General features: G+C 72.8%; 18 protein-coding genes and 1 tRNA gene. 13 read left to right on the top strand and 6 right to left on the bottom strand.

The genetic code is table 11. The features are described from left to right. Positions 1–59: 59 nt before the first annotated feature. The gene (locus OO63_RS07865; protein WP_051810646.1) at positions 60–1,580 is read right to left on the bottom strand and encodes an aminopeptidase P family protein; all 1,521 of its coding nucleotides are present in this window, start codon (positions 1,578–1,580) and stop codon (positions 60–62) included. Positions 1,581–1,655: 75 nt separating this feature from the next. Further along, positions 1,656–3,143 carry a PP2C family protein-serine/threonine phosphatase gene (locus tag OO63_RS07860; RefSeq protein ID WP_078619010.1) on the bottom strand — a complete coding sequence of 496 codons (1,488 nt, stop codon included), beginning with the start codon at positions 3,141–3,143 and terminating at the stop codon, positions 1,656–1,658. Positions 3,144–3,757: 614 nt separating this feature from the next. Between OO63_RS07860 and OO63_RS07855 the strand changes: the two genes are divergently transcribed. Beyond that, positions 3,758–4,459 carry a bifunctional DNA primase/polymerase gene (locus OO63_RS07855; protein ID WP_030357856.1) on the top strand — a complete coding sequence of 234 codons (702 nt, stop codon included), beginning with the start codon at positions 3,758–3,760 and terminating at the stop codon, positions 4,457–4,459. 54 nt (positions 4,460–4,513) lie between these two features. Next, positions 4,514–5,143 (top strand): hypothetical protein, encoded by a 630-nt coding sequence (locus OO63_RS07850; protein WP_078619009.1) that lies wholly within the window; start codon positions 4,514–4,516, stop codon positions 5,141–5,143. A 282-nt stretch (positions 5,144–5,425) separates the two neighbouring features. Here OO63_RS07850 and OO63_RS07845 read toward each other — a convergent pair whose 3' ends face one another. From OO63_RS07845 to OO63_RS07835, 3 genes are all read right to left on the bottom strand, one after another. Continuing rightward, positions 5,426–6,412, bottom strand: coding sequence for a DUF5926 family protein (locus tag OO63_RS07845; protein WP_030357858.1), 987 nt, complete (start codon positions 6,410–6,412; stop codon positions 5,426–5,428). A gap of 91 nt (positions 6,413–6,503) precedes the next feature. After that, the gene (locus tag OO63_RS07840) at positions 6,504–7,157 is read right to left on the bottom strand and encodes an ATP-binding protein (RefSeq protein ID WP_199819478.1); all 654 of its coding nucleotides are present in this window, start codon (positions 7,155–7,157) and stop codon (positions 6,504–6,506) included. A gap of 38 nt (positions 7,158–7,195) precedes the next feature. Next, positions 7,196–8,038 carry a glycerophosphodiester phosphodiesterase gene (locus tag OO63_RS07835; protein ID WP_030357860.1) on the bottom strand — a complete coding sequence of 281 codons (843 nt, stop codon included), beginning with the start codon at positions 8,036–8,038 and terminating at the stop codon, positions 7,196–7,198. A gap of 197 nt (positions 8,039–8,235) precedes the next feature. On the opposite strand from OO63_RS07835, the gene OO63_RS07830 reads away from it, so the two are divergent. Beyond that, positions 8,236–9,858, top strand: coding sequence for a S1C family serine protease (locus OO63_RS07830; protein ID WP_030357861.1), 1,623 nt, complete (start codon positions 8,236–8,238; stop codon positions 9,856–9,858). Between the two features lie 52 nt (positions 9,859–9,910). Then, positions 9,911–9,995, top strand: a tRNA-Ser gene (locus tag OO63_RS07825). A 396-nt stretch (positions 9,996–10,391) separates the two neighbouring features. On the opposite strand, the gene OO63_RS41380 is transcribed toward OO63_RS07825, so the two are convergent. Next, positions 10,392–11,489, bottom strand: coding sequence for a bifunctional DNA primase/polymerase (locus OO63_RS41380; protein WP_078619007.1), 1,098 nt, complete (start codon positions 11,487–11,489; stop codon positions 10,392–10,394). A gap of 372 nt (positions 11,490–11,861) precedes the next feature. Here OO63_RS41380 and OO63_RS07815 point away from each other — a divergent pair, with 372 nt between their 5' ends. The 9 genes from OO63_RS07815 to OO63_RS07775 all read left to right on the top strand — a co-directional run bounded on the left by OO63_RS07815 (position 11,862) and on the right by OO63_RS07775 (position 21,382). Beyond that, positions 11,862–12,173 (top strand): hypothetical protein, encoded by a 312-nt coding sequence (locus OO63_RS07815; protein ID WP_030357863.1) that lies wholly within the window; start codon positions 11,862–11,864, stop codon positions 12,171–12,173. 271 nt (positions 12,174–12,444) lie between these two features. Further along, positions 12,445–13,632 (top strand): acyl-CoA dehydrogenase family protein, encoded by a 1,188-nt coding sequence (locus OO63_RS07810; RefSeq protein WP_030357864.1) that lies wholly within the window; start codon positions 12,445–12,447, stop codon positions 13,630–13,632. Next, on the top strand, positions 13,629–14,792 hold the full coding sequence (locus OO63_RS07805; RefSeq protein WP_078619006.1) for a bifunctional MaoC family dehydratase N-terminal/OB-fold nucleic acid binding domain-containing protein: 1,164 nt from the start codon (positions 13,629–13,631) through the stop codon (positions 14,790–14,792). The genes OO63_RS07810 and OO63_RS07805 overlap by 4 nt, the downstream gene beginning before the upstream one ends. 1 nt (position 14,793) lies before the next feature. After that, positions 14,794–15,900, top strand: a complete 1,107-nt coding sequence (locus tag OO63_RS07800; RefSeq protein ID WP_051810645.1) for an acyl-CoA dehydrogenase family protein — start codon at positions 14,794–14,796, stop codon at positions 15,898–15,900. Continuing rightward, on the top strand, positions 15,897–16,379 hold the full coding sequence (locus tag OO63_RS07795; RefSeq protein WP_030357867.1) for a MaoC family dehydratase: 483 nt from the start codon (positions 15,897–15,899) through the stop codon (positions 16,377–16,379). Before OO63_RS07800 ends, OO63_RS07795 begins: the two co-directional genes overlap by 4 nt. Further along, the gene (locus tag OO63_RS07790; RefSeq protein WP_030357868.1) at positions 16,376–17,542 is read left to right on the top strand and encodes a lipid-transfer protein; all 1,167 of its coding nucleotides are present in this window, start codon (positions 16,376–16,378) and stop codon (positions 17,540–17,542) included. The genes OO63_RS07795 and OO63_RS07790 overlap by 4 nt, the downstream gene beginning before the upstream one ends. 52 nt (positions 17,543–17,594) lie before the next feature. Continuing rightward, complete coding sequence (locus tag OO63_RS07785) at positions 17,595–18,485, top strand: DUF1906 domain-containing protein (protein ID WP_078619005.1); 891 nt, start codon at positions 17,595–17,597, stop codon at positions 18,483–18,485. Positions 18,486–18,818: 333 nt separating this feature from the next. Beyond that, the gene (locus OO63_RS07780) at positions 18,819–19,382 is read left to right on the top strand and encodes a SigE family RNA polymerase sigma factor (protein ID WP_030357870.1); all 564 of its coding nucleotides are present in this window, start codon (positions 18,819–18,821) and stop codon (positions 19,380–19,382) included. A gap of 350 nt (positions 19,383–19,732) precedes the next feature. Then, positions 19,733–21,382, top strand: coding sequence for a long-chain fatty acid--CoA ligase (locus OO63_RS07775; protein ID WP_030357871.1), 1,650 nt, complete (start codon positions 19,733–19,735; stop codon positions 21,380–21,382). Positions 21,383–21,384: the final 2 nt, after the last annotated feature.

The raw sequence follows: 21,384 nt of genomic DNA, 5'->3' as shown, positions 1-21,384 counted from the left end.
AGCCCGTCCGGCGCTTGAGGACGAGCGCGAAGCGCGATCTGCGGCGCCCACGCCCTGGGTCAACTCTTCAGCTTCGCCATCCACAGCTCGACCTCGTCCGACCGCCGGGGCAGCGCGGCGGAGAGGTTCCGGTTGCCGTCCTCGGTGACGAGGATGTCGTCCTCGATGCGCACGCCGATGCCCCGGTACTCCTCGGGCACGGTCACGTCGTCCGCCTGGAAGTACAGACCGGGCTCGACGGTCAGGCACATGCCGGGCTCGAGGGTGCCGTCGACGTAGGTCTCGGTGCGCGCGGCGGCGCAGTCGTGGACGTCCATGCCGAGCATGTGACCGGTGCCGTGCAGCGTCCAGCGGCGCTGCAGACCCAGCTCGAGGACGCGCTCGACGGGGCCCTCGACGAGCCCCCACTCGACCAGCTTCTCGGCGAGCACGCGCTGCGCGGCGTCGTGGAAGTCACGGAACTTGCCGCCCGGCTTGACCGCCGCGATCCCGGCCTCCTGGGCCTCGTACACGGCGTCGTAGATCTTCTTCTGGAGCGCGTCGAAGCGGCCGTTGATCGGCAGGGTGCGGGTGACGTCCGCGGTGTAGTACGTGTGCGTCTCCACGCCCGCGTCGAGCAGGAGCAGCTCGCCGGAGCGGACGGCGCCGTCGTTGCGCACCCAGTGCAGGGTGGTGGCGTGCGGGCCCGCGGCGCAGATGGAGCCGTAGCCGATGTCGTTGCCCTCGACGCGGGCGCGCAGGAAGAACGTGCCCTCGATGTAGCGCTCACTGGTCGCCTCGGCCTTGTCGAGGACCTTCACGACGTCCTCGAAGCCGCGCACCGTGGAGTCCACGGCCTTCTGCAGCTCACGGACCTCGAACTCGTCCTTGACGAGGCGGGCCTCGGAGAGGAAGACGCGCAGCTCCTCGTCGCGCTCGGCGGTGACCTTGTCGGTCAGGGCCGCCTCGATCCCGGCGTCGAAGCCGCGGACGACGCGGACGGGCCCGGTGGCCTCGCGCAGCGCGCCGGCCAGCTCGCGGACGTCGGATGCGGGGATGCCGTACAGCTTCTCGGCCTCGGTCAGGGAGTGGCGGCGGCCGACCCACAGCTCGCCCTGGCCGTCGAGCCAGAACTCGCCGTTCTCACGGTTGGAGCGCGGCAGGAGGTAGATCGTCGCGTCGTGCCCGCCGGTCCGGTTCGGCTCCATGACGAGGACGCCGTCCTCCGTCTGGTTGCCGGTGAGGTAGGCGTACTCGACGGAGGAGCGGAAGGCGTACTCCGTGTCGTTCGAGCGGGTCTTCAGGTTGCCCGCGGGGACGACCAGGCGCTCGCCGGGGAAGCGCGCGGAGAGCGCGGCGCGGCGGGCGGCGGTGTGCGCGGCCTGCTCGATCGGCTCCAGGTCGTGCAGCTCGGTGTCCGCCCAGCCCGACTTCATGCTCTCGGCGAGCTCGTCGGAGACACCGGGGTAGAGGCCGTTCTTGCGCTGCTTGATCGGCTCTTCTTCGGTCTCCACCAGCTCTTCCGGGGTCTCCGGGTTGAGGGCGTCCGACACGGTCTGCCTCCTGTTTGACGGCTCTGTACGACTCTGGACCGCCTCCATCGTACGGTCGTACGTAAGGAGGCCCAGGGGCGGAAGACCTGTCACCGCGAAGGCTCACGGGCCGTGCGCGCCGCGTCACTCGAAGCGTGCCGCGAGCAGCACCACGTCCTCCTCGCTCGCCGCGGCGGCCGCATCCAGACCTTCCGGGAGGACCGTGCGCAGTACGTGGTCGGCGATCTCGCCGGGGTCCTCGCGGGCCGCCTTCGGCACGCTCGCGGCGGCCGCGTGCAGCCGCGCGAAGGCCCGGTCCATGGCGTCCCCGGTGCGCTGGAGCAGCCCGTCCGTATAGAGAAGCAGCGTTTCTCCTGGCTCCGGACGGATGTCCACGCTGGGCGCCTCCCAGCAGGCGAGCATGCCGAGCGGCGCCGAGAGGGACGTCTCCACGAACTCCGTGCGCCGCTCTCCGACGATCAGCGGCGGGCTGTGCCCGGCCCCGGCGAGGACGATTCTGCGCTGGGCGGGCTCGCAGAACGCGAACAGCGCCGTCGCCGACCGCGCGGGCTCGGTGAGGCGGAGCAGCAGCTCCAGGTCCGAGAGGACGGCGACGGGGTCCTCGCCCTCCATCACCGCGTACGCCCGCAGGGAGGCCCGCAGCCGTCCCATCGCGGCGACCGCGCTCGGCCCGGACCCGGTGACGGAGCCGACCGCGAGGCCGAGCGCCGCGTCCGGCAGGGGCAGCGCGTCGAACCAGTCGCCGCCGCCGCGCGGGCCCGTGCTGTGCCGGGCCGCGAGCTGCACCCCGGCGACCCGCGGCAGGCGCGGCGGCAGCAGCTCCGCGCGCAGGGTCGCGGTCGTGGAGCGGGCGCGGTCGAGCTCCACCAGGCGGGCCAGGTGCTCGGTGGCGTACTGGAGGTAGCGGCCGATGAGGTGCCGCTGCCGCTCGGCCGGCTCGGCGGGCTCGTCGTACAGCCAGACCACCGCGCCGACGCGGCCCGCCGTGTCGGTGAGCAGCGGCAGGGCGTAGCTCGCGGCGTACCCGAGGCGGACGGCGACCTCGCGGTGGCGGGGGTCGAGGGCCTCGTCGGCGAGGAGGTCGGGCTGCACGATCTCGGTGACGGGGGCCGCGGCGGGGGACGCGGCCTCGGCGCCGGGCACGGACGCCGGGGCGCCGGGGGTGGGTCCGGCGGTGGCTCCGGGGATGGCTCCGGCGGTGGCGTCGAGGAGGCGGCCGAAGGAGGTGGCGGCGCGCGGCACCGTCTCCAGATGGCCCAGGTCGGCGCGGGCGAGGCCGAGGCCGACGGTGGTGGTGGGGCCGAGGCCGTCGGCGGGCTCCAGGACGACGAGGCCGCGGCGGGCGCCGACGAGGGCGGCTCCGGCGCGCAGGAGTTCGGTGAGCGCGCCGTCGAGTGCGGCCGTGCGGGACAGACGTTCCGTGAGTTCGTGCAGCGTGGTGAGGTCGGAGACCCAGCCGGCCAGACGGTCCTGGATGAGCGCTCCCGGGGCGCCCTGGGCGCTGGGGGTGGCTGGGGCGCCCTGGGCGGGCTGGACAGGCGGGGCAGTGTGGGCCGGTGGCGGAACAGTGGAATCGATTCCGGCCACTTTCGGGAGGTGTGGGGCGTTCATGGCTGACGGCTTTCCGGCCAGTGCGTATTGCTCAATAGCATCGCAAACCCCCTGTCATTCTGCGCCGCTAGCAATGTCTCCACATCTACACGCAGGGGAGAGGGGATGTCCAGCATTGTCCTGCGGGGATTCCTGGTGTCCAGTGGGACGGGAGTGAATTCCGGGAACTGTCAGCGATCTTGAGAACTTGTCTGAAAACTGTTGCAGGGAACGGCATATTGCGGTCGACTGACATTGTTCGAAGGAGCGTCACAGCGGTCGCGATGGGTACGTACTCGGTGATGGCCAGGGGCAGTTGCGGGACGCCCGGAACCTGGTGGCGGACCCGAGCGTCTTAACCCACGGCGGCCGTGCCCCATCCTCCCGCGGCACGGGCGGCAAGAAATACGCGGGACGGCAAACGCCAGGCGCCGCCACCCCACGCCACGTCAACGCTCGGCCCATAGGGGAGCCCCATGCCGCAGGCTGGGGTGTGATGCGCCAGCTTGTACGCACCTGTACGCACTTGCATGCACCTAGTACGCGCACCTCGTACGCACGTCGATAGTGATCCACACATGGTGTGATGTGGCCCGAAGTGTCCCTCTGCGTGTAACGGAAAGGAACGAGCGCTCATGCGCGAGATCCTCGGAAGGCGACGCAGGCTCCTGTCCTGGCGAATCGGTAGGAAGTCTGACCAGAGTCCCGCTCTGCTCGGCGCGGCCATCACCTTCGCGACCGTGTGGCGCTGGCCCGTGCTGCCAGGCGTCGGCATCGACAGCCAGGTCAGGCGTGGTATCGACACCGAAGGCGCGCTGCGCTGCGCCTGCCCCGACCCCGAGTGCGGCTTCCCCGGCGCCCATCCGCTGGACCCCGGCCTGCTCGCCGCGACGACCGACGAGCGCATGGTCCGCTGGTGGTGGACCAACCGCCCCGGCGCACCGGTGCTCCTCGCCACCGGCGGCCGCGCCCCCTGCGCCGTGAGCCTGCCCGCGGCGGCCGGCGCGCGCGCCCTCGCCGCGCTCGACGAGGCGGGCGTCAGGATCGGCCCGGTCGTGGCCACCCCGGCCCGCGTCTTCATCCTCGTCGTGCCGTACTCGATGGAACAGTTGGGCGCGCTCCTGTACGCCAAGGACTGGGTCCCGGGCTCGCTGCGCTTCCACGGCGACGGCGGGTACGTGGCGCTGCCGCCGTCGGAGACGGGCCGGGGCCAGGTCCGCTGGGAGCGGGCGCCCCTGCGCGGCTCGGCCGCCCCCTGGGTGCCCGACGTCGAGGCCGTGGTCGACGCGGTGGTCGACGCGCTCACTCGTACGGGTGTGAGCGCCCCCGAGTTGTAGGGCATTGGGCGCGCGGTGAACGCTCCGCGTGCCCATCGTCGTTATCTTCGGGCCATGCACCCCCGCCCGGCCGTGAACCCCCGCCTGCTCGCGCTCCTGGGAGTCGTGGCCGTCGCGGTGCTCGTGCCGCTCGCCGGCGCCTCCGCGGGGCCCGTGCTCAGTGACTCCGCACGTCATGACCCCGCACACCCCGACCCCGTACGTCGTGACGACGCGAAGCGGCCCGCCGGGGCACCGCCGTCCACGGCGCCCTCCCCGTCACCGCCCACCGCGCCGTCCGGGGCGTCGTCCCGGCCGCAGGACAAGCCCGGCGCCCCGGTCGCTCCCGCGCGCCCCGCGCACGACGCCGCGCCCCCGCGGGAGACCACCGCGCGGTGCGGCCCCGAACTCTCCTCCCCGCACGGCGTGGAGGCCCAGACCTGCGTCCTGTCCCAGGCCGACGACACGTGGGCGCGTACCTACTACCGCAACGCCACGGGTGAGGCGCTGAAGGCCGTTCTGAGCGTCATGGGGCCGAAGGGGCGCACGGTGCAGATGCACTGCGCGGTGGGCGCCGACGACGAGCCGGCGGCGTGCGAGACGCCCCGTGAGCGCACGGCGGGAACGGCGGCGCGGTACACGGCGGTGGCGGAGTTCGCCCGCGCGGGCTCGGCTGCGCTTCTGCTGCGCTCCGGCAGCAACTGAGCGATGTTCCGGTGCAGTTGGGAAGGTCGTTCACCGCTGAACGGCCACCGGGTGTGCACCAGGCACAGAAACGCCCGGTTGCTGGCGACGGGGGATGCACCAGCAACCGGGCTACCTGAACGGTAACAAGAGATCGGCGCTTGGCAAATTCGATCTCAGTTATCCGGACAGGGATTTACCTGTGTCCAAGGGGAGTTGTGACGGGAGTCACGCGTTCCGTTCCGACTGACTGGTGGGTCAGTGCGGCCCGGCCGCGCGCCGCGCTCCCGGACCCCTGGGAGGTCAGCTGAGGGTGACCTGTCGGTTGGTGAGGCCGCCGCGTGCCCTGCGCTCTTCCGGAGTCAGCGGCTCCGTCGCCGCGAGGGCCGTCGCGAGGCGCGACGCGAACTCGGCGGCGGGCTGCTCGATGTCCTTCGCCCCCATGCCGCTCGGCAGGTCCCACACCGGCACCGTCAGACCGTGCGCGCGGAAGGAGCCGACAAGGCGGGTGCCCTCGCCGAGGCTCGACGCACCGGCCGCGTGCAGCCGCGCGAGCGCGTCGAGGAGTTGCTCCTCGGGGTGCGGCATGACCCAGCGCAGGTGGTTCTTCTCCGGTGTCTCGCACCAGTAGGCGGCGTCCACGCCGGAGAGCTTGACCGTCGGGATGGCGGCGGCGTTCGCCCGCTCCAGGGACGCCGACACCTCCGGCGTGGTGTTCTCCGCGTCCGGCACCCAGAACTCGAAGCCCGGGTGCACGACCGGCTCGAAGGCGCTCTTCTCGTCGAGGAGCTCCTGCAGGCGCGGGCCGTCGCCGGACACCGCGCGGCGGCCGGGGACCGGCTGGCCGGGCTCGGTGGTGAGGGCGCGCTGGAGGGTGTCGGCGAGGTCGCGGCTGATGTCGCCGGAGGAGGTGTCGTTCTGCAGGCCGAGCAGCACCGAGCCGTCGTCGCGGCGCAGCGCGGGCCAGGCCATCGGCAGGACCGTCGCGAGGGTCACGGAGGGCACGCCCTCGGGAAGGCCGTCCTTCAGGGTGAGCTCGACGGTCGCGGCGGGGACCAGCTCGCGCAGGGCCACCCAGTCGCACTCGCCGGGCAGGCCCTCGAAGGGGCGCTGCACCAGCTCGGTCACGGCGTGCGCGGCGGCCCGGCCGTGACAGGCCTTGTACCGGCGGCCCGAACCGCAGGGGCAGGGTTCCCGGGCGCCGACGACCGGGACCTCGCCGTCCTTGAGCTGCGGCTGCTTGCCCTTGCTGCCCTGGTTGCCCTTGGTCTGCGGGCGCTTCTTGGCCATCGTGGGTGTCTCCCGGTTACGGCTCGCTTGCGTACGGGCGCGAGCCTAGCCGTTCGCCGGTGGGCGTCCGGAGGAGCGGGTGCGGCCCCGCTCAGTCCACGTCGTCGAAGGGGTCCGCGAAGCCGAGGTCGGATATCGCGGCCGTGGCGGCCGCCGCCGACGGTGCGGCGACGCGCGTAGCGAAGTCCTCGTGGCGGTGCCCGGACTGCACCAGGGCCCAGACGGTGACCTCGCCGCGGGTGTCGTCGCGCACTCCCCACGCCTCGGCGAGGGCGGTGATGATGTTGAGCCCGCGGCCGCCGTGGGCGGTGACCGAAGGAGTGGCCGGAATCGGGCGGGTCGGGCCGCCGCCGTCCGTCACTTCGACCGTGAGCCGACCGGTCTTCTCGACGCGCCACGCGGCGCGTACGTCTCCGTCGTCGCCGTCCCCGTTGAGTCCCTCGCCCAGCGGCCTGCCGTGCCGGCAGGCGTTGCTGAGGAGTTCGGAAAGGATCAGTACGGCGTCGTCGATGACCGACTCCGACACTCCGTTGCCGCGCAGTTGATCGCGCATCCGGTGTCTGGCTTCCCCCACGCCCGCAGGACCATGGGGTACGGCCATGCTCGACGACGTGGGCACCTCCTGTGCCACCACAAACGCCACCCCCGAGACCTCCTTTGCCCCACGCCACGGTGTGAATGCCCCAATGGACTGGACCGGAAACCGGCCAACACCGCGATGGTGACGCACTCGACACGGTCGCATACGCACCGAACGCGCCGGTGCACTCCCCGTAATGGGCGTCAGGCGCGGCCGAGTTGGGACAGAACCTGCTTCGGGCGATTGGTGATGATCGCGTCGACCCCGAGGCGGACACACAGCTCGACGTCGGCGGGCTCGTTGACGGTCCACACGTGCACCTGGTGCCCGGCCCGCTTGAGCTTGGCGACGTACCCGGGGTGGTTGCGGAGGATCCGGATCCCCGGACCCGCGATCCGTACGCCCTCGGGGAGACGGCCGTCGCGGTGGCGGGGCGAGACGAACTGCATCAGATAGACGGTAGGCAGCGTCGGGGACGCGGCGCGCACGCGGTGCAGCGAACGCGCCGAGAAGCTCATGACGCGCACGGGCGAGGGGCCGTCGGCGGGCGGCGAGTCGAGGCCGAAGCGCTTCAGCAGGTGCAGCAGCCGCTCCTCGACCTGGCCCGCCCAGCGGGTGGGGTGCTTGGTCTCGATGGCGAGCTGGACGCGGCGCCCGGAGGCATTGTTTTCGGCCACCAGCTCAAGGAGCCGTTCCAGGGTGAGTACGGAGGTGTCCCTGGGGTCGGCGGGGTCCTGCCCCTCGTCCCAGTCGGGGCCCTCCGTGTCTCCGGGGTCGCCGCCGTATCTCCAGGAGCCGAAGTCGAGGGCGGCGAGGTCGGCGAGTTCCAGGGCGGAGACGGCGCCGCGGCCGTTCGAGGTGCGGTTGACGCGGCGGTCGTGCACGCAGACGAGATGGCCGTCCGCGGTGAGCCGTACGTCGCATTCGAGGGCGTCGGCGCCGTCCTCGACCGCCTTCTTGTACGCGGCCAGCGTGTGCTCCGGGGCGTCCTCGGAGGCTCCGCGGTGGGCGACGACCTGGATGTGGGGCTGTCGTGCGTGGGTCACCGCGTCATCGTGCCACCGCTGACCGGTTGCGCCTTCCGTATGGGTTGGTTTCGCCCGCCGTGAACGCACAGCATCGGCTTATGGTGCCCTGACAGCCCATGGGAAAAGCTGACTACAGACAAAAGTGAACCGAAATGATCGTCTGCTGCTCTCAGGCCGTGACCGAGTACGACAGCGTGGACCGAGGAGAAGAAGCTGTGAGCACCGAGAACGAGGGCACTGAGGTACCCCCGGCCCCGTCCGCACCTCCCGTGCCGGTGGACACTCCCGCTGCTTCCACCCCCGACACCCCGGCGCCGACGCCACCGGCGGACCGGCCCGCCGCGCCCGAGCCCGCCCCCGCCGAGGCCCCCGCCGCGTCCGGACCCGCCGCCCCGGCCGAGGCTCCCGCCGCGAGCACCCCGCCCCCGTCGGCCCCGGCTCCCGCCCCGGCACCGCACGTCCCCGATCCGTACGCGCACACGGCAGGGCATGCGGGCGCGGGCCAGTCGGGCGGCGGGTACACCCAGGCGGGGCAGCCCGGCGCGGGGTACGGCCAGGCCGCTCCGGCCCCCGCCGCCGCGTCGCCGTCCGGCGCGTGGCCGCCACCCCCGCCCCCGGCCGTGCCGTCGTACGCACAGGACGGCGCCGGAGCCGGAGGCACGGGCTGGGGCGCGTCCTGGACCGCGGAGCAGCCGGCCGCGCCGAAGCCGGGCGCCCGGCGTGGCGGTCTGGTCGCCGCGGTGCTCGCGGCGGCGCTGATCGCGGGCGGTGTCGGCGGCGGCCTCGGCTTCTGGGCGGCGGACCGCAACGACGACGACAGCACGGACTCGACGACGGTCTCCGCGTCGGACAGCCCCGCCGACCTCAAGCGGGAGCCCGGCTCGGTCGCGGGCATCGCGAACAAGGCGCTGCCGAGCGTCGTCACCATCGAGGCCCAGAGCGGCAGCGGCGAGGGCGGCACGGGCACGGGCTTCGTGTACGACAAGCAGGGCCACATCCTCACCAACAACCACGTGGTGGCGTCCGCGGCCGAGGGCGGCAAGCTGTCGGCGACGTTCTCGAACGGCAAGAAGTTCGACGCCGAGGTCGTCGGCCGCGCCCAGGGGTACGACGTCGCGGTCATCAAGCTCAAGAACAAGCCCTCGGACCTCGCCCCGCTGCCGCTCGCCGACTCCGACAAGGTGGCCGTCGGCGACTCCACGATCGCCATCGGCGCCCCCTTCGGCCTGTCGAACACGGTCACGACGGGCATCGTCAGCGCGAAGAACCGCCCGGTGACCTCCAGCGACGGCGGCAGCAGCAAGAGTTCGTACATGAGCGCGCTGCAGACCGACGCGTCCATCAACCCGGGCAACTCCGGCGGCCCGCTCCTGGACGCCCGCGGCGCGGTCATCGGCATCAACTCCGCGATCAAGCCCGCCGACAGCGGCGGCATGGGCGGCGGCGGCCAGTCCGGCTCGATCGGCCTGGGCTTCGCGATCCCGGTGAACCAGGCGAAGAACGTGGCGCAGCAGCTGATCAAGACGGGCGAGGCGACGTATCCCGTGATCGGCGCGTCGGTCTCCCTGGCGAACACCTCGGACGGCGCGACCATCTCCGACCGGGCGGCGGGCGGCTCCGGCGCCGCGGTGGAGCCGGGCGGCCCGGCGGCCAAGGCGGGCCTGAAGTCCGGCGACGTCATCAAGAAGCTCGACGACACGGTCATCGACAGCGGCCCCACCCTCATCGGCCAGATCTGGACCCACCGCCCCGGCGACACCGTCAAGATCACCTACGAGCGCGATGGCAAGGAGCGCACCACCGACGTGGTCCTGGGCGCACGCAAGGGCGACAGCTGACCCGCTACTCTTGACCCCGCGCCACCGGCCGATCAGCGGCCCAGGGGCGCGGGGTGGGTTGCCCGAGCGGCCTAAGGGAACGGTCTTGAAAACCGTCGTGGCGCGAGCCACCGTGGGTTCAAATCCCACACCCACCGCAGGATCTGGCCGCGAGGCCTCAAGGGGTGGGGTGACCGGAACTTCCGGTCACCCCACCCCTTCCGCTTTGTGGTCCAGCACGACTCACACGACTCAACTGACCAAGGCGGGATGTGCGACCGTCCGGGCGTGGTCGTACAGATCCCGGACCGCGGCGTTCTTCCGATGAGGGCGGATGAGCCCGAACATCGCCTTGATGCGGTCGTGGCGTTCCGGTGATTCCGAGCGGGGTGCCCGGGGTACGGGGCGTGTTCACCGTGGTGCGCAGGGAAGGTACGCGGTCGTCTTCATCGACCGGCCGTCGCCGCCCGGTAGGACGGTGTCGAAGGTCCGGGAGGGTGGGTGACGGGCGCGCGTTGAGCGCGGCCCCGGCGGTCGTGGCGTGACGGTGCGTGTCACGCGTGGCCCGTCAGGCGGGCCGCCGAGGCGATTGTCGAGGCCGCCTCGCGTGCGGTGAGGCCGACGCGGAGCGCCGCGTCGGTGAGGGGTGCGGTGAGGGCCTCGCCGAAGCCGTTCTCGTACGCGCGGCATGCCGCCCAGAACAGGCGGGTGTTGCGCTGGCCCTCGTGTGCGGCGAGGACGAACTGGACCAGGCCCTGGCCCTGTTGGGGGTCCGCGGGGGCGCCCGCGTGCGCGGGCCGGGGGCGGCGGCGGGGTGACGGGGTGAGCAGCCGCAGGAGCGCGGGCGGACAGGTGGCCGGCGGGAGGTGGGCCGTGCCGGGGACCGCGCTGTAGACGCCGTGCTCGGTGCGGGAGCCCGGGCCGACCAGGTAGCCGCCCGCGCCGCGGATGTCGATGCCGGGGGCCAGGCGGCCCGCGGAGTTCGGTACGACGGTGTCGGGCGGGCCGGCCAGCCAGATGTGGCGGCCCCCGCTCGGCGTCGCCACGACGACGGTCTCCGGGATCGTGAACAGGTGCCGCAACGCCAACTCCCGCAGTTCGGCGGGGGCGTCGACGCCCGACTTGGTGTCCAGGTCGATGCCGATCAGGTGGTACGGCGGCAGTCCGCAGGCGATGCCGTAGCCGGAGGCCCAGGGCGCGGCGGCGAACAGTTCGCGGATGCGGTGCGGGTCGGTCGACGCGTCGTACACGCCGTGTCCCATGCGGCCGCACTCGCCGCGGCAGGGCGATGGCGGGTGCGGGGCGTCGCGGTGCCTCGGCATGCCGCGGTGCCCTGGGGAGGCGGGGTGTCCCGGGGCGGTGTGGTCGCCGGGGGCGGTGTGGTCGTCCAGGGCGGCGTGCGCGCCCGGGACGGCGTGGTGCCGTGCCTCGTCGTGGTGCGGGGAGCGCAGCGCCGGGAGCTTCGTCCGCGACAGCGGGATGACGGCGAGGCCGCGCTCGGCGGCGGTCAGGGCGTGGGCCAGCGCGAGGGTGGCGGTGCGGCGGTCGGCCCGGTGCTCCGGCGTGTGGGGCTCGGCCCTGTGGGGCTCCGCCGGGTGGCGGGGTGTGTGGTCGGCGGCGCGGTCTGCGGCATGGCGGTCGATGGGGGCCATGCCCTCAGTTTCGTACAAACGTTCGATGAAAGGAAGGGGGGTGGCCCGGGGTGGCGCGCCGGACGCGGACGGCGCCCCCGACTTCGGCCGGATGCGGGAACGCTTCAGCCCGTGCGGCGCCTGGCCTCGGCCACCGGGACGGCGCTGAGCTGCGACTTCGGGGGCGCAAAGCGTGTTTATCGACTTGTCCTCACGCTTGCGGGGGAATCGAGCCTTCCGGGGTGGTTCGCCGGGGATGCCATGGGCAACTCTGGTCTCGCGACGTCGTGCAGATGCAGAACCGAGGCGGTCGGCCAACCGCCTTGGAGCAAGCGCTACTTGAGGCGCATCCGGCTTCCCGCCGGTGCGTATCTCCCGTTCTGGAGGAATGACATGGCAAGCATCCGTACCGCCCGCGCCCTCGCTGCTGTCGCGGCCCTGCCCCTCGCCGCCGCCCTCTTCTCCGGCGTTGCGATGGCCGACAACGGCTCGTTCGCGGACGACGGATCCAACGCCGGTGTGGCCACGGTCAGCGGCAGCGGCGTCGGCGACGACAACAACGGCAACTCGTCCACGACGCAGCAGCAGGCGGTCGGCAACGGCGCCTCGAACCAGAGCAACACGGCTCAGGTGAACGGTTCCGCGTTCACGGAGATCGACCAGAGCAACGCGAACGTCGCCGTCAACTTCAGCGAACTGTGGTGATCTCGGGCCTCGTCGGGGAGTGATCCTCGGGGTCTGCTCCAAGGGGTGATGTGACAGTTGCGCGGCGGTGCCTCGGGCACCGCCGCGCAGCTGCGTCCGGGGGTGCTGGGACGCGTTCCCGCCGGGTCTCCTCGGTGTGCGGGTGTGCGCGGGGGCCTTGACGCCGGTTCTGTTTCTGACGGACAGTCAGAAATCGTTCCCGGCAGACGGCCCGTACGCGGCCGTACGAGAAGCCGTACGAGAAGCCGTACGAGAAGGAGAGGCCGCCGCCGTGCACCTCGCCCCCACCGAACGCCAGCGGTGCCTGCGCGCCGAACTGCGCGCGTACTTCCGCGAGCTGATGCCGGAAGGGCCGCCCGCGAGCGACGACAAGGCAGGGCAGCGGCGGCTCCTGCGCCGCATCGGCGCGGACGGATACCTGGGCCTCGGCTGGCCCGTCGAGTACGGGGGCCAGGGGCGCGGCGCCGACGAGCAGTTCGTGTTCTTCGACGAGGCGTACCGCGCGGGCGCGCCCGTGTCGATGGTCACCCTGAACACCGTCGGGCCGACCCTGATGAAGTACGGGACCGAGGAACAGAAGGCCGCCTTACTTCCCGGGATCCTGAGCGGGGAAACCGTCTTCGCGATCGGTTACAGCGAGCCGTCCGCGGGCACGGACCTGGCCGCACTGCGGACCCGGGCCGTCCGCACGGCGGACCGGCGGGGCGACTGGCTGATCGACGGCCAGAAGAGCTTCACCTCCAACGCCCAGAACGCCGACTGGATCTGGCTCGCCTGCCGCACCGACCCCGACGCGCCCAGGCACCGGGGCATCTCGATCCTCCTCGTGCCGACCGACGCGCCGGGCTTCTCCTGGACCCCGATCGAGACCGTCGGCGGCCAGACGACGACGGCCACGTACTACGACGGCGTGCGCGTGCCCGCGGGGAACCTCGTCGGCGCGGAGCACGGCGGCTGGGACCTCATCACCAACCAGCTCAACCACGAACGGATCGCGCTCGCGGCGATCGGCATGCAGGCCGAGGACTTCTACGTGGCGGCACGCACGGCGGCGGTGTCACCCGATCCGGTGAGCGGCGAGCGCCGGATTGACGCTCCGTGGGTCCGTTTGAAACTGGCGGAGGCGCATGCGCGACTTGCCGCGACGCGCCTGCTCAACTGGCGTTTGGTGGGTGATGTGGAGGCGGGGGGTCCGGCCCCGGGGGACGCGAGCGGCGTGAAGTTCGTGGGAACCGAATCGGCGGTCGAGGTGTACCGAATATGTCAGGAGATCGCGGGGGACGCGGGGCTCGTGCGGGCCGGTTCGCCCGGCTCCCTGGCACAGGGGACGGCCGGGGACGGGGAGCTGGAGCGGATGAACAGGGCGGCGCAGATCAACACCTTCGGGGGCGGGGTGAGCGAGGTGCAGCGGGAGATCGTGGCGACGATGCGGCTCGGGATGCGGAGGGGGCGACGATGAGGGGCGGGGACGACGCGGGCGGACTCGGCGGACCGGACACGCGCGAGCCGGACGAGCTGTACGAGAAGTTGAGGGCGTACGAAGGGCAGGCCGCAGCCGTCGGCGGGCGCGGCAAGGACCCGGTGAACGAGCCGATGATCAGGCACTGGTGCGAGGCGATGGGGGACACCCACGCCGCGTACACCGGCCCGGAGGCCGTGGCCCCGCCGACCATGCTCCAGGTGTGGACGATGGGCGGCCTCTCCGGCCACAGCGGCCGCTCGGAGGCGTACGACGAGCTGTTCGCCCTGCTCGACGACGCCGGGTACGCCTCGGTGGTGGCGACCGACTGCGAGCAGGAGTACGCGCGTCCGCTGCGCCCCGGGGAGGAGATCACCTTCGACGCGGTGATCGAGTCGGTCTCGGAGCGCAAGACGACCAAGCTCGGCACGGGGTACTTCGTGACGACGCGGATGGACGTCCGCGCGGACGGCGAGCCGGCGGGGACGCATCGCTTCCGGATCCTGAAGTACGTGCCCGCGCGGCGGCGGGTGAAGGGGGCGGGCGCGCTGGGATCGGCTTCGCCTGCGCCTGCGCCTGCGCCTGCGCCTGCGGCTGGGGTCGCGGGGCCGGGCGCCCCGGAGCGGAGCAGGAGGCCGCGACCCGTGATCAACAGGGACAACGCCGGGTTCTGGGAGGGCGTGGCCCGGCACCGGCTCCTGATCCAGCGCTGCGGCTCCTGCGCCCGCCTCCGCTTCCCCTGGCTGCCGGGCTGCAACGCCTGCGGCTCGCCCGACTGGGACACGGTCGAGGCGAGCGGCGAGGGCACGGTCTTCTCGTACGTGGTGATGCACCACCCGCCGTTCCCGGCCTTCGCCGCGCCTGACCGGGCCACCGACACGGCGGGGCCGTACGCGGTCGTGCTCGTCGAGCTGGCGGAGGGGGTGCGGATCATCAGCCAGGTGGTGGGGGTGGAGCACGACCGGGTGCGGATCGGGATGCCGGTGCGGCTGGAGTTCCAGCGGGTCGACGAGGACCTTGAGCTGCCGCTGTTCCGGCCGCTCGCGCCGGACGGCGGTCCGGGCGGCGGTCCGGGCGGCGGTCCCGACGGCGGTCCGGACGCGGCCCCGGCCGGGGTGGTCGGCCGTGCGTGCGGGGGCTCCGGAAGGGGCGGGCGCTGACATGGACTTCACGCCCACACCGGAGCAGACGGCCGCCCGGGACCTGGCCGCGCGGATCTTCGGGGACCTGTCCACACCGGACCGGCTCGTGGCGGCGGGCACCGGGACGGACGCCGAGCTGTGGAAGGCGCTGTGCGCGGCGGGCCTGCCGGGCGCGGTGGAGGAGGTCGGACTGCTCGGCCTGGTGCTGCTCCTTGAGGAGCAGGGCCGGACGACGGCGCAGGTGCCGTTCGCGGTGAGCTGTGTGTACGGACTGCTCGCGGTGGCGGCGCACGGTTCGGCGGATCAGCGGGCGAGGCTGCTGCCGGGGCTGCGGGACGGGACGGAGGTGGCGACGGGGGCGTTGCCCGCGCGCGGTGGCGGGGGCGGCGGCGGTGGCGGGCGGGTGTGGGTCGAGGGCGGCAGGCTGAGCGGGACGGTGGCGTGGGTGCCGTGGCTGCGGGACGCGACGGTCGTGCTCGTGGCCGCGGCGGACCAGAGTCTGTGGCTGGTGCGGACGGCGGACGTGCGGTGCGAGCCGGTCGAGCTGACGGCGCCGTGGCGGGCGGGGCGGCTGGTGCTTGAGGGGGTGCGCGGCGAACGGGTGGGGGACATCGGGGCGGCGGGCGTCGCGTACGACGACGTGCTGGCCACCGCCCGGACCGCCTTCGCCGGGCTGCAGGCCGGGGTGTGCGCGGGGTCGCTGGCCCGGGCCGTGGCGTACACCAACGAGCGGGAGCAGTTCGGCCGCCCGCTCGCGGCGAAGCAGGCGGTGCAACTCCGTGCGGCGGAGGCGTACATGGACACGGAGGCGATCCGGGTCACGGCGTACGAGGCGGCGTGGCGCAGGGACGAGGCCCTGACGTACGGCACGCACGCGCTGACCGCCGCGTGGTGGGCGTCGGAGGCGGGCCGCCGCGTCGTGCACGCGGGCCAGCACCTGCACGGCGGCGTGGGCGCCGACGTGGAGTTCCCGGTGCACCGGCACTTCCTGTGGGGCCGTCAGCTGGACGCCTACCTGGGCTGCGGCGGCGAAGTCCTGGCCGAGCTGGGCGACTTGATCGCGACGGAGGAGACGACGGAGGAGACGGCCGGGGAGACGACAGAGGAGACGGAGGAGTCCGTATGAGCACCGCATCCGCACCGCGCGCGGGGGACACGCTGCCGCCCCTGGAGATCCCGGTCACCCGCACCCTGATCGTCGCCGGGGCCATCGCCTCGCGGGACTACCAGGACGTGCACCACGACGTGGAGCTGGCCAAGGCGAAGGGCTCCCCCGACATCTTCATGAACATCCTCACGACCAACGGCCTGGTGGGGCGGTATCTGACGGACTGCTTCGGCCCCGGAGCCACCCTCAGGAAGGTGGCGATCAGGCTGGGGGCGCCCAACTACCCCGGAGACACGATGACGTTGACAGGGACGGTCGAGCAGGTCGAGCAGGGTGCGGTGGGCGCTGAGGGTGCGGCGGAGGGCGGGACGGCGACGGTCACCGTCAACGTCGTCGGTGCCAACAGCATCGGCAAGCACGTGACCGGCACCGTCACGCTGACGGTGCCCGCCGGGCCGGTGCGTACCGCGGGCGCAGGGGCCGGGGGTGACGCATGAGCGTACGGAAGAAGGACAGCCTCGGCGGGAGGGCGGCGGTCGTCGGCATCGGGGCGACGGAGTTCTCCAAGGACTCCGGGCGCAGCGAGCTGAAGCTGGCCGTCGAGGCGGTGCGGTCCGCGCTCGACGACGCGGGGCTGCGCCCGGACGACGTGGACGGCCTCGTGACGTTCACGATGGACACCAGCCCGGAGATCACGGTGGCGCAGGCGGTGGGGATGGGCGACCTCTCCTTCTTCTCCCGCGTGCACTACGGCGGCGGCGCGGCCTGCGCGACCGTGCAGCAGGCGGCCCTCGCGGTGGCGAGCGGGGTGGCCGAAGTGGTCGTGTGCTACCGGGCGTTCAACGAGCGGTCGGGCCGCCGCTTCGGCTCCGGGGTGCGGCATCGGGAGCCGTCGGCGGAGGGCGCGGCGCTCGGCTGGTCGCTGCCGTTCGGGCTGCTCACGCCCGCGTCGTGGGTGGCGATGGCGGCCCAGCGCTATCTGCACACGTACGGCCTGACGCCGGAGGCCTTCGGCCAGGTGGCGGTCGTCGACCGGAAGTACGCGGCGACGAACCCCGCGGCGTACTTCCACGGCAGACCCATCACGCTCGCGGACCACGCGGCCTCGCGGTGGATCGTCGAGCCGCTGCGGCTCCTGGACTGCTGCCAGGAGACGGACGGCGGCCAGGCGGTCGTCGTGACGAGCGTGGAGCGGGCCCGGGACCTGCCGCGCCCGCCCGCCGTGATCGCCGCCGCGGCCCAGGGCGCGGGCCGTGCCCAGGAGCAGATGACGAGCTTCTACCGCGACGACCTCATAGGCCTGCCCGAAATGGGCGTGGTGGCGCGGCAGTTGTGGCGGACGTCGGGGATGGCGCCCGGAGACATGGACGTGGGGATCCTGTACGACCACTTCACGCCGTTCGTGCTGATGCAGCTGGAGGAGTTCGGGTTCTGCGAGCCGGGGGCGGCGGCGGAGTTCGTGGCGAAGGAACTGCTGCCGCTGAACACCCACGGCGGTCAGCTCGGCGAGGCGTATCTGCACGGGATGAACGGCGTGGCCGAGGCCGTCCGGCAGGTGCGCGGCACGGCGGTGAACCAGATACCCGGCGCGGCGCGCGCCCTCGTCACGGCGGGCACCGGTGTCCCCACATCGGGGCTGATTCTGGCGGCGGACGGCTGAACGCGGCGCGTGTCCCGCGCTCGGCGGCGGCCCCGGCCCGTTCACTCGCTGCATGCGCCATCGAAAGAAGCTTCTGGGAATCGTGCTGGGCCTGGCCCTGGCGACACTGGCCATGGACACGGAGTCGGGCTCGGCCGCGACAACGACGACCACGATCACACCGCCCGGCGGGCCGCCGCCCGGCCCGGACCCCGGCCTCGCCCGCGCCACCACCGCGGGCCGGGCGGGCGCCGCCTTCTACGGCCGCGCCTTCGACACCTGCCAGGCGCCGTCCGCCGACACCATGCGGCGCTGGCGGGAGTCGGACTACGGGGCGGTCGGGGTGTACTTCGGCGGCCGCGGCCGGGCCTGCCCGAACCAGCAGCACCTGAGCAGGGACTGGCTGCGGTCGGTCGACGAGATGGGCTGGGGGGTGCTGCCGCTGTACGTGGGGTCGCAGTCGCCGTGCGTCGTGGCACAGAACAAGCAGCACGTCCGCATCGGGCAGAACCCCGCGCGGCAGGGCGCCAGGGAAGGAGGGGACGCGGTCGGCAAGGCCCAGGACCTCGGCATCGCGCCGGAGAGCCCGCTGTACCTGGACATGGAGTCGTACCGCCAGAGCGACCGCGCCTGCGCCCGCGACACCCTCGCGTTCGTCCGCGCCTGGAACCGCGAAGTGCGCAGCCAGGGCTACGTACCGGGCTTCTACAGCAGCGCGAACTCCGGCGTACGGCACATGGACGAGGCCCGGCGGCAGGGCGTCGACGACCTGCCGGAGGTGATGTGGTTCGCGCGCTGGAACGGCGAGCCCGATCTGTACGGCGAGCCCGCACTCGGGCGGGACGCCTGGCTGCCGGGCGGCCGGATCCACCAGTACGCGGGCAACGTCACCGAGCGGCACGGGGGGCGCACGATCACCATCGACCGCAACCTCGTGGACGCACCGGTGGCCACGCTGGGCTAGGGCCGACGGGCCGGTCGGCGGGCGGCGCGGCCCAGGGGTTTCCTCAGGGACCACGGGCCCACCCGGACCATCGGGCCGCACGCGCACCCGTCCGGCCGCGGCCGCCGTCGCCGGTTCCCGCGCGCCCGCCGTCCGCCGGGCGCGTACGCCCCCGGACCCCGACCCCCGCCGCCAGGCGCTTTTGTACACCTCAGGGTTGAACCCGCAGGGGTCAGGCCCACCTCCTCCACCTTCAGGAGGTGGGGCTGGCTCCCCTCGTACAACCTGAGGCGGACAAGCCTTCGGGACCTGCGGCCGATCCGCTGATGTAGGGGTCGCTTCTAGCGTGGAGCCATGACCGCATCCATGGTGTCCGTGTGCACCAGCGCATCGAAGGCCGCGACGCGGACCACGAGTCCTTCCGCCTACCCGTCGTTCGCCTCCTACGTCCGGGCCCGCCAGCTGGTGCTGCTGCGCACCGCCCGGTCGCTGACGGCGAACCCGAGCGATGCCGAGGACCTGCTGCAGACGGCGCTGACCAAGACGTATGTGGCCTGGGACCGGATCGAGGACCACCGGGCGCTCGACGGCTATGTGCGCCGGGCGCTCCTGAACACCCGCACGTCGCAGTGGCGCAAGCGCAAGGTCGACGAGTTCGCCTGCGACGAGCTGCCCGAACCCGAGACCGTGCCGGCCGGCGACCCGGCCGAGCAGCAGGCGCTGCACGACGCGATGTGGCGCGCGATCATGAAGCTGCCCGCGCGGCAGCGGGCGATGGTCGTCCTGCGGTACTACGAGGACCTGAGCGAGGCGCAGACGGCCGAGGTGCTCGGGGTCTCCATCGGCACGGTGAAGAGCGCGGTGTCGCGTGCGCTCGGCAAGCTCCGTGAGGACCCGGAGCTGACGCCGGTCCGCTGAACGCGGGCTTCCGCCGGGCCGCCGGTTCCCCCGGGCGTCCGGTTCCCCCCGAGCGTTCGGCTCCCCCGAGCGTCCGGCTCCCCCGTGAGCGTCAGGCTCCGCCGGGTGTCGGCCCGCCGAGTGCGTGCTCCGCCGGGCACCGCTCCGCGCCACCGGCCCGGGGCCGACGGGGGCCATGCACGTCACCCGCTCCTTCGGGTCTTCGCGCCTTCGCGCCTTCGCGGTCAATTTCCCTTCAGGTGCTCCCGCGGTAGTGACATACCGCACGGTATGCGGCAAGAATCTGGGGCTACTAGCAGGTAAAGCGCCGGGATCACCCGGTCGCCTGTGCCGCCCACCAGGAGGACGCCGTGCTGAGCACCATGCAGGACGTACCGCTGACTGTGACCCGCATCCTCGACCACGGGACGACCGTGCACGGGGATGCGCAGGTCGTCACGTGGACCGGTGACGGTGCTCCGCAGCGCCGGACCTTCCGGGACATCGGTGCCAGAGCCGCCCAGCTCGCCCACGCCCTGCACGACGACCTCGGAATCCGCGAGGGCGACGCCACAGGGACGTTCATGTGGAACAACGCCGAGCACGTCGAGGCGTACTTCGCCGTCCCCTGCATGGGCGCCGTCCTGCACACCCTCAACCTGCGGCTGCCCGCCGACCAGCTGACGTGGATCGTCGGCCACGCCGCCGACCGCGTGATCATCGTCAACGGCTCGCTGCTCGGCCTGATCGCCCCCCTCCTCGACCGGCTTCCGACCGTCGAGCACCTCGTCGTCTCCGGCCCCGGCGACCTCTCCCTCCTCGACGGCGCCCGCGTCCGCGTCCACGACTACGAGGAACTCATCGCGGGCAAGCCCACCAGTTACGACTGGCCCGAGCTCGACGAACGCCGTGCCGCCGCCATGTGCTACACCTCCGGCACCACCGGCGACCCCAAGGGCGTCGTCTACTCCCACCGCTCCATCTACCTGCACTCCATGCAGGTCAACATGACCCAGTCCATGGGCCTCACCGACGCCGACCTCAGCCTCGTCGTCGTGCCGCAGTTCCACGTCAACGCCTGGGGCCTGCCGCACGCCACCTTCATGACCGGCGTCGGCATGCTGATGCCGGACCGCTTCCTGCAGCCCGCGCCGCTCGCGGAGATGATCGAGTCCGAGCGGCCCACGCACGCCGCCGCCGTGCCCACCATCTGGCAGGGCCTGCTCGCCGAACTCACCGCCAAGCCCCGCGACGTCGCCTCCCTGAAGCAGGTCACCATCGGCGGCTCGGCCTGTCCGCCCTCCCTGATGGAGGCCTTCGACCGGCTCGGCATGCGGGTCTGCCACGCCTGGGGCATGACCGAGACCTCGCCGCTCGGCACGGTCGCCCGGCCGCCCGCGCACGCCATCGGCACCGACGCGGAGTTCGCCTACCGCCTCACCCAGGGCCGCTTCCCCGCCGGTGTCGAGGGTCGTCTGGTCGGCCCCGACGGCAGCCGGCTGCCCTGGGACGGCGAGTCCGCGGGCGAGCTGGAGGTGCGCGGACCCTGGATCGCCGGTTCCTACTACGGCGGGGTGGGCGGCGAAGCCCTCAGGCCCGAGGACAAGTTCAGCTCCGACGGCTGGCTGAAGACCGGCGACGTCGGTGTCATCAGCGCCGACGGATTCCTGACCCTCACCGACCGCGCGAAGGACGTCATCAAGTCCGGCGGCGAGTGGATCTCCTCCGTCGAGCTGGAGAACGCCCTGATGTCCCACCCGGACGTCGCCGAGGCCGCGGTCGTCGCCGTCCCCGACACCAAGTGGGGCGAACGCCCGCTCGCCACCGTCGTCCTCAAGGAGGACGCCACCGCCGACTACGCGGCCCTGCGCGACTTCCTCGCCACCCGCGTCGCCAAGTGGCAGCTCCCGGAGCGCTGGGCGATCGTCCCGGCCGTCCCCAAGACCAGCGTCGGCAAGTTCGACAAGAAGGTGCTGCGCAGGCAGTACGCGGCGGGCGAGCTGGATGTGACCCAGCTCTGACG

Origin of the sequence: Streptomyces alboflavus (assembly GCF_000716675.1) — a bacterium.
GTDB lineage: Bacteria > Actinomycetota > Actinomycetes > Streptomycetales > Streptomycetaceae > Streptomyces > Streptomyces alboflavus.
This window is presented reverse-complemented; position numbering and strand designations above follow the sequence as displayed.